Raw genomic sequence first — 12,785 nt, forward strand, 5'->3', positions numbered from 1 at the left:
CCGTTACTCCGCCAGGTCTGCGTTCCACAGATCGGTGATCGCCATCGCGCCGGGATAATGCGTGATGGCAAAAGGAAGTTTTGCCGCACGCAGCGCGCTTTCCGGCGTCACGCCGCAGGCCCAGAAGACGGGCAATTCATCGGCCTGCGGCGAGAGGTCGTCGCCGCCGTCGCGTCGATCGAGATCGACGCCGATCAATTCGGGCAATCCGATGTGCAGCGGCGCACCATGCACGCGCGGAAAGCGGCTGGTGATTTGCACCGCGCGGATCGCATCGGCCGGGCGCAGCGGGCGCATGGAGACGATGATGTTGCCGGCGAAATTCCCTGCGGACACGCAGGGAATGTTCGTGCGGTAGATCGGCGGGTTGCTGCCGCTGGCCCAGTGGCGCAGCACCATGCCGGCCTGGCCGAGCGCCCATTCGAAAGAATAGGAACAGCCGAGCAGGAAACCCACCATGTCGTCGCGCCACAGGTCGGCGATATCGGTCGGTTCCTCGGCGGGCGCGCCGTCGCGCCAGACGCGGTAGCGCGGCAGGTCGGTGGCGAGGTCGAAATCGCGGCCCATGCCGGGCAACAGTCTCTCACCCGGCGCGCCCATGGCGAGGACCGGACAGGAGCGCGGATTGCGCTGACAGAAGGCGGCGAAATCGAGGGCAGATGCGGCAGGAAGTGCCACGAAATTGGCCTGCACGCGGCCCGGCGCGAGGCGCGCCGTGCTGCGTGGCGACCAACCCGCGCGGAACGCCGCGCGGAGGTCGAAGGGATCGTTGGACTCCATGCGTCAGTCCACCTTGGCGCCGCTGTCCTGCACCGCCTGCTTCCAGCGGGTGCGTTCGCCGGCCAGGAAGGGTTCCATGGCATCGCCTTCCAGCGCCATGTATTCGGCGGCGTTGCGGTCCAGCACGCTGACGAAGGCGGGATCGCGGCACAGGGCCGCGAGTTCCATGCGCCAGCGGCGCTGCGCGGGTTCGGGCATGCCGGCCGGCGCGAACATGGCGTACCAGGACGGCACGTCGAAACCGGGCACGCCGGCTTCGGCGAGGGTCGGCACTTCCGGCAAGGCAGCGACGCGCTTGGCGGTGCTGACGCCGAGGGGCTTGAGCGTGCCACCACGGATCTGCTGGATCGCGCTGGGTGCGCCGTCGAACATCATGGTGATGTCACCGGCCATCAGCCCGGCGGCGGCGGGACCCGATCCGCGATAGGGCACGTGCAGCAGGTCGATGCCGCCGGCGGCGCGCTTGAGCAATTCCATGGTCAGATGCGTGACCGATCCCGCACCGTTCGATCCATAGGCGAGCGTGCCCGGCTTGGCGCGCGCTTCGGAAAGCATCGCGTTGAGATCAACGAAGTCGCGCTTGGCGGGGTTGATCATCAACACATTTGCGATGCCAATGAACATGCCGAGCGGCACCAGGTCGCGGCCGGGATCGAAGCTGAGGCGGTTGTACAGCGCTTCGTTGATCGCGTTGCTGGACATGCCGCCGAAGAAGATCGTGTGGCCATCGGCGGGTGCGCGGGCGGCGGCCTCCGCACCCAGGTTGCCGCCGGCGCCGGGGCGCGGTTCGACGATGACGCTGCGGCCCATGGTCGTCATCAAGCGTTCGGCGGCGCTGCGCGCCAGCACGTCGGACGCACCGCCTGCGGCGAAGGGAATGATGATGCGCACGGGGCGGTCGGGGCTCCACACCGCCTGCGCGCGGGCGATGGCGGGTGTCATGAGGCCGGCGGCGATCAGGGCGCGGCGGGTCGTGGTCGTAGTGGTCATCGTGATGGACTCCTTGCTCCCGTTTTCGAAGCAATTACCGTGCCGATGAAATGGCGAAGATGACGATCACATCACCATCCAATCGAAATAGACTGATGGAGAATAATCCATGACCTGTGCCGAACATATCGCCGATTTCAAGGCGAATGGATTCACCCTGGTGCCCGATCTGGTGCCGCCGGATATGCTGCGCGAACTGGTCGCCGTCACCGATCGCCTGATGGATGGCGCGCGGCAGACGGACAGCCATACGGATGTTCTTGAACTCGATACGGGGCACACGCGCGATGCGCCGCGCATTCGGCGCATCAAGACGCCGCATAGCGCCGACCCGCTGTTCTTCGAGTTTGCCCGCAGTGCGACGCTGATGCAGTTCGCCTCCGCCATCGTCGGCCCCGATATTCGTTTGAGCCACAGCAAGATCAACACCAAGTCCGGCGACAATGGCAGCCCGATCGAGTGGCACCAGGATTGGGCCTTTGCGCCGCATAGCAATATGGACATGTGCATCATCGCGGTGATGCTGGATGATTGCCTGGCCGACAATGGGCCGTTGATGGTGATGCCGGGCAGTCATCGCGGGCCGCTGTTGGAGCATCACGACAGCGACGGATTTTTTGTCGGCGCCATCGACGTCGCGCGCGATGGCGTGGATCTGGGCAAGGCGGTGCCGCTGATCGGGCGCGCCGGATCGGTCAGCATTCATCATCCCATGACCATCCATGGCTCCGCACCCAATCGCAGCGGGCGGATGCGGCGGATGATGTTTCTGGAGTATGCGGCGGCGGATGCGTTTCCCTTGTTCTATGGCGTGGACTGGGCGGAATACATGGATCGCATCGTGGCGGGGCGTGGCACCAGCCTGGTGCGGAACGAGCCGGTCTATATCAAGCAGCCGTTTCCGACGCGGGCGCCGGGTTCGATCTTCGAGAGCCAGAGCCAGTTGCGTTCCCGCTATTTTGTCGCGGCGAATGAGCCGTGAGGACCGCCTTCGTCACGGGTGCCGGTTCGGGCACCGGGCAATGCATCGCGCGCATGCTGGCGGATGATGGCTACAGCCTTGTCCTGATCGGTCGGAACCGGGAGGCGTTGGAGGCGTTCGGTGCGACCCTCGCCACGCCGTGGATGCTGGCGGAGGCCGACCTGGCCGATGCCGAAGCGACCGAGGGCGCGATGACGCAAGGCCTGGATTGGTCCAACGGGCGCGTCGATGCGCTGGTCAATGCCGCCGGCATCACCGGGCCGCTGGGCAAGCCGCTGGGCGAGATCAGCATCGCCGAATTCGATGCGGTCATCGCGGTGAATCTGCGGGCGTGTTTCGTCACCCTCTCGGCCGCGCTGCCGGCGATGTATGCGCGCAAATCGGGCCGCGTGGTGTCGATTGGCGGCACGCATGGGCAGCGCGGGCGGCCGGGACGCGCGGGATATGTCGCGTCCAAATGGGCGCTGCGCGGGTTGCATCGGTCGGCGGCGATCGAGGCGGGGCCGCATGGCGTGACCGTCAACCTCGTAATGCCAGGCCCGATCGGGGTCGATCGCATGCAGGGGATTTGGCGCGCGGAGGCCGAGGCCACGGGGCAGCCGGAGGCCGCTGTCATCGCCGGCTACACCGAACGCATGGGCGGCGTGCTTCGCCGCATCAGCACGCCGGAGGAAATCGCCGGGGTGGTGCGATTCCTGCTTAGCGATGCGGCGGCGAACATCACCGGCCAGGATTTCACCATCGACGGAGGTACCATTCTGTGACGCAGAAAGATCGACCCATGCTGTCCCGCCTTGCCATGATGGCCTGTCTGGCCGCCACCACATTCGCGCCGCAGGTTGCCTCCGCGCGAAACTTCATCGTGGCGCAGGCGGTGGAGGTGCAGACCTTCGACCCGCATGGCACGACCGAGACGAATACGCTCGGCGTGATCATGAATGTCTATGAGGCGCTGATCCGCCGAAATCGCGACATGCAGATCGAACCCGGGCTGGCGACCGCCTGGCAGGTGATCGAGCCGACGCGCTGGCGCTTCACCCTGCGCCAGGGCGTGGTGTTCCAGGATGGCACGCCGCTGACGGTCGCGGATGTCGTGTTCTCGCTGGGCCGGGCCCAGGCCGATACATCGGACGCGCGGCCGGCGGTGCGCAGCATCGAACGCATCGATGTCGTGAACGACACGAGTTTCGACATCGTGACGCGCGCGCCAAACCCGATCCTGCTGGCTGAGATCGCCAATTTCTACATCATGAGCAAGCCCTGGTCGGAAGCGAACCAGGCCACCCTGCCCTTCACGCCGACGCGCGGCGCCGGCACCGAGAATTTCGCCACGCGTCATGCCAATGGCACCGGTCCCTATGGGCTGGTGAGCTACGAGGCCGGGCAGCAGGTGAAGCTGGCGCGCAACACGCGCTGGTGGGACACGCCGACGAATGACCTGACCGAGGTGGTGTTCACGCCGATCGGATCCGATGCGACGCGGCTGGCCGCGCTGCTGTCGGGCGGTGCCGATCTGATCAACCCGATCCCGGAACAGGCGACGGCGCAGGTCACCGCCAATCCGGCCTTTCGCGTCGTGCGCGGGGCGCGGCCGGCGGTGATGTATCTTGGGCTGAACCAGTCGGGCGACCATCCGTTCCGCGATGTCCGCGTGCGTCAGGCGATGTATGCGGCGATCGACGACGTGGCGCTGCGCCGCGTGGTGATGCGCGGATCGGCGTTGCCGGCGGGGTCGATGATCCCCGAGGGTGTGGAGGGTTTTGCGCCGGACATGGCGCGGCATCCGGCGACCGATCTTGTCGCCGCCCGCCGCCTGATGGCGGAGGCTGGGCAGGCGCAAGGTTTTGACGTCACCTTGAACTGCACCAACGACCAGTATCCGCAGGACGAGGCCGTGTGCATGGCGCTAGGCCCGATGCTCGCACGGATCGGCATCCGCATGGCGTCGCAGCCGGAATCGCGGGCGCGCTTCTTCCCGCGCATCACCGGTGGCGACACGCGCTTCTACCTGATGGCCTGGTATGCACCGACCTTCGATGCGCACCACATCCTCTGGAACACGATGCATACCAAGGGCGGCGGCAATGGCTCCTGGAATGCGACGGGCTGGTCCAATCCTGATTTCGATGCGCTGGTCGGTCGTGTGGGCGTGGAGATGGACCCCGCGGCGCGGCGCGGGTTGATCGCCGAGGCGAATGCGATGGAGCGCGAGAACATGGTCTACCTGCCGCTGTACCAACTGAGCCTCGCATGGGGCACGCGGGCGGGGGTCGATGTGGTGTTGCGGCCGGATAACCGGCTCGACCTCCGCTTCGTGACGGTGCGCTGAGATGACCGCGCGTCGTACGTTCTTGGCACTGGCCGGCGTCATGGCGGCCCCCGCGATCCTGCGGGCGCAGGGCAGCCTCACGCCGCTGCGCTTCACGCTGGATTGGGCGTTGCAGGGCAACCACGGCATGTGGACCCTGGCGGATGAACGGGGGTTGTTCCGCCAGAACGGCCTGTCCGTCCGCATCGATCGGGGGTTTGGTTCGGGCGACACCGCCGTGAAGGTGGCGACGGGGGCCTATGATCTGGGCTTCACGGACATCAGCACGGCCGTGAAGTTCAATGCGGAGAACCCGAGCCAGCGCCTGGTTTCGATCTACCAGGTGTTCGACCGCACGGCGGCGGCGCTGGTGACGCTCAAAGGGCGTGGCATCGACAAGCCCGGCGATGTCGTCGGCCGGCTTGTCGGCGCGCCAGAGGGTGAAGGGTCGCGCGTGCTCTTCCCCGTCTTCGCGCGGGCGGCGGGCATCGATGCGTCGCGGGTGCGCTGGTCGGGGATGGCGCCCAATCTGCGCGACACCATGCTGGCGCAGCGCCAGGTGGATGCGGTGACGGGGTTCCTCTTCACCACCTACTTCAACCTGGTGGCGATGGGGGTGCCGGAATCCGACATCCTGGCCTGGCCCTATGCCGAGAATGGGTTGGACATCTGCGGCAGCGCCATCGTGGCAAGGGCGGATTGGCTGGAACGCAACGGGCCGCAGGCGGCGGCTTTCGTGCGTGCCTCGATGGCTGGGCTGCAACTGCTGATCGCGGAGCCCGAGGCCGGGATGCAGTCCCTGCTGAAGCGCGAACCCCTGTTCGACGTGGCGCTGGAGAAGCGGCGGTGGGAGATGACCCGCGACCGGTCGATCCTGACGCCGAATGTCCGGCGGGATGGGCTTGGGTCGCTGGAGCCGGCACGGGCGGAACTGCTGATCAGCGCCAGTGCGGAGGCCTTCGGGATCGCCAACCCGCCCAGCGCGGATAGCATGTTCACCCAGCGCTACCTGCCGCCGATGGCGGAGCGGCGGGTGTGATGGGGGAATTTGCGCTTTGAAAACCGCAAGGGGCCTTGGCCCTCTCAAGGCGCAAATTCCCCCCTTCTTCCGCCCCGGTTACCGATACAGGTCTGCCCTTGTCGGCGGCAGGCCGGAGGCGCCGCGGGTGCGGCGGGTGGCCAGGGTTTGGAAGATGCCGATGGTGCCGCGTTCGAAGGCGAGTGAGACGCCGGCCAGGTAGAGCAGCCAGATGCGGGTCTTGGCCGCGCCCACCTCGGCCTCGGCGGCGGCGCGGTTGGCGTGCAGGCGCTCGGCCCAATGGCGGGTGGTGCGGGCGTAGTGTTCGCGCCAGGCTTCGGTGTCGTGCACTTCGAAGCCATTGCGTTCCATGGCGTCGGTGGTGCCGCCGATGTGGTCCAATTCGCTGCCCGGGAAGACGTAGTTCACGATGGCGGCGAATTCCGGGCGCTTGTGGCGGAAGGCGCGTTCGTTGCGTTTCATCGGGCGCGTGATGGCGTGGTGCAGGTAGAGGCCACGCGGGCGCAGCAGGTCGCGGATCTGGCGGAAGTAGCCGTCGCGATTGTCCAGGCCGACGTGTTCGAACATGCCGATGCTGGCGATCTTGTCGAAGGGTCCGGCCAGGGCGCGGACATCCTTCAATTCGATGGTCACGCGGTCCTGCAGCCCGAGGTCGGCGATCTTCCGGGTCGCGAGGTCGAATTGCGCCTGGCTGAGCGTGACGCCATGGGCGGTGACGCCGTGGTGCTGCGCCGCGTGGCAGACCAGCCCGCCCCAGCCGCAGCCGATGTCGAGGAAACGCTCGCCGGGGGCGAGGCGGAGCTTGCGGCAGATCATCTCAAGCTTGTCGGCCTGGGCGGTCGCGAGGTCGGCGTCCCAATCGCGGAAATAGGCGCAGGAATAGACCATGCGGGGGTCGAGGAAGAGCGCGTAGAAGGCGTTGGACAGGTCGTAGTGGAACTGTACCTGCGCCTTGTCGTCGCGGCCTTCCTCATGCCGCGCCTTTTGCGCGCCGGCGAAGGCCTGGGTCGCGGCAGCGCCGCCCGAGCCGAACAGGAAGGGCAGCAGCGCGGTGGTCAGCAGGCGCTTGTCCAGGCGCCGGAACAGGCCACGGGTGGAGGTGGCGCCCTGCCGTGCCGCGAGGTCGAGCAGCGTGCCGCCTTGCAGGTCGATCGCCCCCTCACCGATCAAATCGACCAGGGTGGCCAGGCGGGGGCGCCGCATCATCCGGGTCAGGGCGGCGGGCGTATTGACCAGGATCAGCAGGTCGTCGCGCGCGCCCGGCGCCAGCGGCAGCAGCGTGCCGTCCCAGAGCCGGATCGTGACGTCGAATGGCGCGACCTGCGCCAGATGGGATGCGAGCCGGGCAAGCCCCGCGATACGGTCCACCGCGTTCAGCCCAGGTCGGGCCAGGCGCGACGCGCCCCAGGACGGCAACCGGACGATAGGTCGACCATGGGCGGGCACTCCTGCGGGACGGCAGGATAGGGTAGGCGCGGCCGCGGTGTCTCGCCTTTCGAGATGATCATCCGCCAGGCCTTCCTCGCGGCACCGGATGATTTATGAGATTGCGAGTCATTCGCAATCATGGCAAGCATCCGCTCCACCAAGCGAGGCCGAGATGACGACGACATGGCGCGAAGGGCGATGCCGCACGGCTTGGCGGCGCCTTTGGTTGAGCGTGGCCCTGGCGTCGGTGCTGGCCGTAGGCACCCAAGCCCAGGCCCAGCCGCAGTTGCAGGTGGAACTGAACCGGCTGGAGCCGATGGCCGGTGCCGCGGATGGCTGCCGCCTGTGGATGGTGCTGGCCAATGACGCGACCGGCGCGGAGCCGGTCGCCACGCTGCGGCTCGACCTCGTGATCTTCGGCGCCGATGGCCAGATCGCGCGGCGCGCGGCGGTGGAACTCGGGCCCGTTGGTGCGGGTCGCACCACGGTCCGGCTGTTCGACCTGGCGGGCCTGGCCTGCGACCGGCTGGGGCGGCTGCTGGTGAACGACGTGCTGGCCTGCCGGATCGGGGGCCAGGACCAGCCCGGTTGCGCCGACATGCTGCGGCCGACCAGCCGCGTTGGCGTCCGCTTCGGCCTCTGACGCCCGGCCTCATGATTTTCGACATCTAGTGAGGAGCACCGCATTGCCGACACCGCACGATCTTTCACCGCTCGGCCTGTTCCTCATGGCCGATTGGGTGGTGCGCGCCGTGATGCTGCTGCTGCTTGTGGCGTCGCTGGGGGTTTGGGCGCTGGCACTCGACCGGGCGCTGGGCTTCAGCCGGCTTGGCCGCGACGCCCGGGCGCTGCGTCGCTTTGCCGATGACGGTCGGCCGCCGGCCGCCGACAACCGCTGGCTGCCCGTCCTGGTCGCGGCGGAACAGGCGTCGCGGGAGGCGGCGGCGGAACGGCCGGCGGACCGGCGCGAGCATATCGCGGGGGCGGCGCGCCTGGCGGTGTCGGAATGCGCGGCCGAGGCCCGGCGCGGCCTGCCGCTGCTGGCCAGCGTCGCCGCGACGGCGCCCTTCATCGGATTGTTCGGCACGGTCTGGGGCATCATGAACGCCTTCACCGCCATCGCCGCCAGCGGCAATACCAGCCTGGCCGCCGTGGCGCCGGGCATCGCGGAGGCGCTGTTCGCAACCGCCCTGGGCCTGGTCGCGGCCATTCCCGCGGCCCTCGCCTACAACCGGCTGTCGGCGATGCTGGCCGACGCGCGTGGGGCGGCGCATGGCGCCGCGGAACGGCTGGCGCGCCGGCTGGGCCTGGCGGATGGGCAGCGCCCGCGCCTGGCGGGGGAATAGCGCCATGGCCTTCGGCGGGCGCGACGACGCGGGCGAGGACGACGGGATCCTGTCCGAGATCAATGTCACCCCCTTTGTCGACGTCATGCTGGTGCTGCTGATCGTGTTCATGGTGGCGGCGCCGCTGATGACCGTGGGCGTGCCGGTGGACCTGCCGCAGGCGCCCCAGGCCGCGGCGACGCAGGCGCAGGAGCCGCTGATCGTCACCCTCGACGGCCAGGGCCGGATTTTCGTCGAGCGCGAGGAGGTGCCGGCGACCGGGTTGGTGGCGCGGCTGCAGCCGGTCGCGGTGGCGGCCCCCGATCGCCCGGTGTTCCTGCGCGCCGATCGCGCCCAGCCCTATGGCGAGGTGATGCGCGTCCTGGCCGGGCTGTCGGCCGCCGGCTTTGCCCGCGCGTCGCTGATCGGCGAGGGCGCGCCCTGAGCGCCGCCGGGATTCAGCCGGGGCTGGAGGCCAGCCCCTGGCGCATTCGCCCCGCCGCCTGGGCGGTGGCGATTGGCCTGCATGTCGCCTTGGCCGCGGTGCTGCTCAATCCGGGCAGTTTGCCGGCACCGGCCGGGGCGCCGATGTCGCTGGGCCTGTCCGGCTTCGGTGCGGCGGGGGGAATCGCCGCGGGCGACACGGCCGATGGCGCATCGGGCGACCTGGCGGCACAGGGGCCCGCCGAGACATTGACGCAGGCGGCATCGGATGACGCGGCGCAGCCCGTGGCACCGGCGCAGGCTGTCGCCATGGCCGAGCCGGTGCCGGCCGAGGCATTGCCCGCCGCCGCGCCACCGCCGCCGGACGTCGCGCCCACGGATGTCGTGCCACCCGACCTGCGGCCGGTGGCGGCGCCGGCCGCCATCCCGCCCGAGGCAGCCCCCGCCGCCGAATTGCACGCCGCGGCGCCACCCCCGCCGGTGACCGAGGCGGTGCCGGTGACCGAGGCCTTGCCCGTGCAACCACCCCCCCCTGCCCCGGCACCGCCGCAGGAACGCCGGCCCGAAACGCCCCAGCCCGCCCGCCCGGCCGCCGCCGCCCCGCGGCCGCGCCCGGCAACGGCCCCGGCGCAGCGGGGCGCCGGCAGCGCCGAGGCAAGGGCATCGACCGGGGCGCCAGGTGCCGCAACCGCCGGCGGCGCCGCAACCGGCGCGGCGGCGGCGACCGCCGCTGCGGCCCCCAGCGGGGGTGCGGCCGGCGATAGCCAGGCGACGCAACTGCCCCCCGCCTATGCCGCCGCCATCGCACGCATCCTGCAGCGCAACCTGCGCTACCCGCCCTCGGCGCATGAGCGGGGGACGGAAGGCGTCGCGATGGTGCGCTTTTCGATCGCGCGCGACGGCACGGTGCTGGCCCCGCACCTCGTGCGTGGTGCCGGATCGCCGCTGCTGGACCAGGAGGCGATGGCGTTGCTGCGCCGCGTCTCCCCGCTGCCGCGCCTGCCGGCGGACATGCCGGGCGCGCAGGCGACCGTGATGGTGCCGATCGGCTTCTCACTGCACTGACTCCAGGTTGATCGGGGCCTTCCTCCTCTCTCGCAATTGACATTGCGAATGATTCGCATTTGCATGTGAAGCGAAGACGGGGAGAGTTTCTTGATGATTCGCTTGACTGCCGTGCGGCCCGCCGCCGGAACAAGGCGCTTGCGCCTGCAACGCCTATTCGCCGCCTCCGTCGCCGGTGCGGCGCTCGCCGCCGGTCCCGCGGCGTCACAGACGACCGAACCGACCGCCGTGACGGCGGAGGCCCCGGACGGCGAGGTGCGGCTGCCGCCGTTGACCCTGCTGCCGCCGGTGAACACCACCGCGCTGCGCAACCCGCGACGGCTGTTCGACACGCCGCAGACTGTCGATGTCATCACCGGTGCCGAACTCGACCGGCAATTGGCGCGCAATGCGGAGGATGTGTTCCGCTACACGCCGGGCGTGACCGTGAACCGCCAGACCACCGGCACCGATCCCTTCGCCAGCCTGGGCGGCGTGACCATTCGCGGCGTCGGCGGCAATCGCGTGCTGACCCTGGTGGATGGCTTCCGCACGATCGAGCGCATCACCGACAATACCCGCGACGTGATCGACCCCTGGAACCTGCGTCGGGTGGAAGTGGTGCGTGGCCCGGGATCGGTGCTCTATGGCGCCGACGCGCTGGGCGGCGTGGTGAACTACATCACCCGCAACCCGTCGGACTACATCACCCCCGGCAATACGTTTGGTGGCGAGGTGTCCACCAGCTATTCCTCCTTGGACAGCAGCCTGCAAAGCCGCGCGACGATCGCCGCCCAGGCCAAGAATGTCGGGATCATGTTCTCCTACCAGCGGCGTGACGCCAGCGAGGCGTCGCGGGAGAATTCACGGTCGCCGAACGGGATCTGGAACTGCACCCGCAACCCGCAGGCGACGCCGTGCAACCGCCTCGACTCGGCGGATATCTCCGCCGACAACTACTTCGCGCGGCTGGTCTGGGATGCGACCCCCGACCTGCGCGTCCGCTTCACGGCCGATGTCCTGCAGCGCATCACCGATGTCGATCAGCGCTACGACCTCGGCCCCGCGACGGGCGGCATCATCAACCTCGGCTACCAGCGCCGCCAGGACATCGACCGCAAGCTCTTCGCCACGGATGTGGAGTGGCGGGCGGGGCTGCGCTGGCTCGACAGCGTGCGCGTCATGGCGGGCTACCAGCCGCAGGAGATCGTGCGCAGCGGCACGCGCCTGCGCCAGTTGGCCAATCGCCAGCAGGTCAGCATTTCCGACAGCCTGACCTATTCCGAGAACGTGCTGCAGGGCGAGGTGCAGCTCGGTTCCAGCTTCCAGCTCGGCGGCACGCGGCATGTGCTCACCTATGGCCTGTCCGGTTACGACACCGCGACCGACTATGCGCGAGAAGACGTGACGGTGAACAACACCACCGGGGTGCGGACGACGACACGCGCCGGCGGCTTCAACTTCGCCAATGCCGATACCACCAACTACGGCATCTACCTGCAGGACGAAGTCACCCTGTTCGATGGCGCGCTGACCTTGGTGCCCGGCGTGCGCTTCACCAATGCGCGGATCTCCCCGCGCCCAGACGCCGATTATCGCCAGGTGGTGGGCCAGGAGGCACGGACGCAGGAGGAGAGCAACGTCTCCGCCGGCTTCGGCGCCATCTGGCGGCTCGATGAAACCTGGTCGCTGTATGGCAACTACGGCGAAGGCTTCAAGATGCCGACGGCCGAGCAGCTCTATACCTCGCTGCCCGGCACCACCTTCAACCTGATCCCGAACGGGAATCTGCGGCCCGAACAGGTGCGCAGCTACGAGGGCGGGATTCGCCTGCAATATCCCAATGCCTATGCCAGCCTGGGTGTGTTCCGGGCCGACTACACCGACTTCATCCAAAGCTTCGTCAGCATCCCCGGCACGCTCAACATCACCTACCAGAACCTGAGCGAGGTGACGGTCAAGGGTGTCGAGTTCGCCGGCGCCTGGCGCTTCGCGCGCGACTGGACGCTGAACGGCGGCGCCTCCTACCAGGAAGGCACGCAGGTCGCGGCACCGGCCGCGCTACGCACCGCCTTCGACGGTGCGCGGCCGCTCAACCTGACGACGGGCGTGACCTATGAATATCCGGATTGGCGCACCAGCGTCACGCTGAACGCGACCTATGCGGATGAGGTGACGCAGGCGAGCAGTTCGCAGATCTACCTGCCGAAGTCCTGGACGGCCTTCGACCTGCTGGCCAACTGGCGGCCGTTCCAGAATGTCGAGCTGAGCGGCGCGATCTTCAATCTTCTGGATCAGCGCTACATGCCGCTCGCGCCGGGCGGCACCACCTACAACCGCTCGCAATTCGCGACGAACGACGTGAAGTCGGTCAACCCGATCGAGTTGCAGGTGGCACCGGGCCGGACCTATCGCGTCGGCCTGCGGCTGACGTTCTAAGGCGCG

The 12,785-nt window shown here is 68.7% G+C and carries 12 protein-coding genes; 9 read left to right on the forward strand and 3 right to left on the reverse strand.

Features of this window, described 5'->3' with window-relative positions:
• Positions 1–3 precede the first annotated feature (3 nt).
• Together ACQW02_RS13630 and ACQW02_RS13635 are read right to left on the reverse strand one after the other, a co-directional pair.
• On the reverse strand, positions 4–780 hold the full coding sequence (locus ACQW02_RS13630) for a putative hydro-lyase (protein ID WP_431285784.1): 777 nt from the start codon (positions 778–780) through the stop codon (positions 4–6).
• A gap of 3 nt (positions 781–783) precedes the next feature.
• On the reverse strand, positions 784–1,770 hold the full coding sequence (locus tag ACQW02_RS13635; protein WP_431285785.1) for a Bug family tripartite tricarboxylate transporter substrate binding protein: 987 nt from the start codon (positions 1,768–1,770) through the stop codon (positions 784–786).
• Positions 1,771–1,879: 109 nt separating this feature from the next.
• On the opposite strand from ACQW02_RS13635, the gene ACQW02_RS13640 reads away from it, so the two are divergent.
• The 4 genes from ACQW02_RS13640 to ACQW02_RS13655 are packed head-to-tail and all read left to right on the forward strand — an operon-like array spanning position 1,880 to position 6,099.
• The gene (locus tag ACQW02_RS13640; RefSeq protein WP_431285786.1) at positions 1,880–2,752 is read left to right on the forward strand and encodes a phytanoyl-CoA dioxygenase family protein; all 873 of its coding nucleotides are present in this window, start codon (positions 1,880–1,882) and stop codon (positions 2,750–2,752) included.
• Complete coding sequence (locus ACQW02_RS13645) at positions 2,749–3,516, forward strand: SDR family NAD(P)-dependent oxidoreductase (RefSeq protein WP_431285787.1); 768 nt, start codon at positions 2,749–2,751, stop codon at positions 3,514–3,516. Before ACQW02_RS13640 ends, ACQW02_RS13645 begins: the two co-directional genes overlap by 4 nt.
• A 17-nt stretch (positions 3,517–3,533) precedes the next feature.
• Positions 3,534–5,081, forward strand: a complete 1,548-nt coding sequence (locus ACQW02_RS13650; RefSeq protein ID WP_431285788.1) for an ABC transporter substrate-binding protein — start codon at positions 3,534–3,536, stop codon at positions 5,079–5,081.
• A 1-nt stretch (position 5,082) separates the two neighbouring features.
• The gene (locus tag ACQW02_RS13655) at positions 5,083–6,099 is read left to right on the forward strand and encodes an ABC transporter substrate-binding protein (RefSeq protein WP_431285789.1); all 1,017 of its coding nucleotides are present in this window, start codon (positions 5,083–5,085) and stop codon (positions 6,097–6,099) included.
• A 78-nt stretch (positions 6,100–6,177) separates the two neighbouring features.
• On the opposite strand, the gene ACQW02_RS13660 is transcribed toward ACQW02_RS13655, so the two are convergent.
• The gene (locus tag ACQW02_RS13660; RefSeq protein WP_431285790.1) at positions 6,178–7,467 is read right to left on the reverse strand and encodes a class I SAM-dependent methyltransferase; all 1,290 of its coding nucleotides are present in this window, start codon (positions 7,465–7,467) and stop codon (positions 6,178–6,180) included.
• 286 nt (positions 7,468–7,753) lie between these two features.
• On the opposite strand from ACQW02_RS13660, the gene ACQW02_RS13665 reads away from it, so the two are divergent.
• The 5 genes from ACQW02_RS13665 to ACQW02_RS13685 all read left to right on the forward strand — a co-directional run bounded on the left by ACQW02_RS13665 (position 7,754) and on the right by ACQW02_RS13685 (position 12,779).
• The gene (locus tag ACQW02_RS13665) at positions 7,754–8,170 is read left to right on the forward strand and encodes a Tat pathway signal protein (RefSeq protein ID WP_431285791.1); all 417 of its coding nucleotides are present in this window, start codon (positions 7,754–7,756) and stop codon (positions 8,168–8,170) included.
• Positions 8,171–8,213: 43 nt separating this feature from the next.
• Positions 8,214–8,873, forward strand: coding sequence for a MotA/TolQ/ExbB proton channel family protein (locus ACQW02_RS13670; protein WP_431285792.1), 660 nt, complete (start codon positions 8,214–8,216; stop codon positions 8,871–8,873).
• A gap of 4 nt (positions 8,874–8,877) precedes the next feature.
• On the forward strand, positions 8,878–9,297 hold the full coding sequence (locus tag ACQW02_RS13675) for an ExbD/TolR family protein (protein ID WP_431285793.1): 420 nt from the start codon (positions 8,878–8,880) through the stop codon (positions 9,295–9,297).
• Between the two features lie 65 nt (positions 9,298–9,362).
• Positions 9,363–10,361: an energy transducer TonB gene (locus ACQW02_RS13680; RefSeq protein WP_431285794.1), complete on the forward strand. Its 999-nt coding sequence runs from the start codon at positions 9,363–9,365 to the stop codon at positions 10,359–10,361.
• A gap of 93 nt (positions 10,362–10,454) precedes the next feature.
• Entirely contained in the window at positions 10,455–12,779 is a 2,325-nt protein-coding gene (locus ACQW02_RS13685) for a TonB-dependent hemoglobin/transferrin/lactoferrin family receptor (RefSeq protein ID WP_431285795.1), read from the forward strand.
• Positions 12,780–12,785 lie beyond the last annotated feature (6 nt).

It is taken from the genome of Humitalea sp. 24SJ18S-53 (assembly GCF_050632385.1).
Taxonomy (GTDB): domain Bacteria; phylum Pseudomonadota; class Alphaproteobacteria; order Acetobacterales; family Acetobacteraceae; genus Humitalea.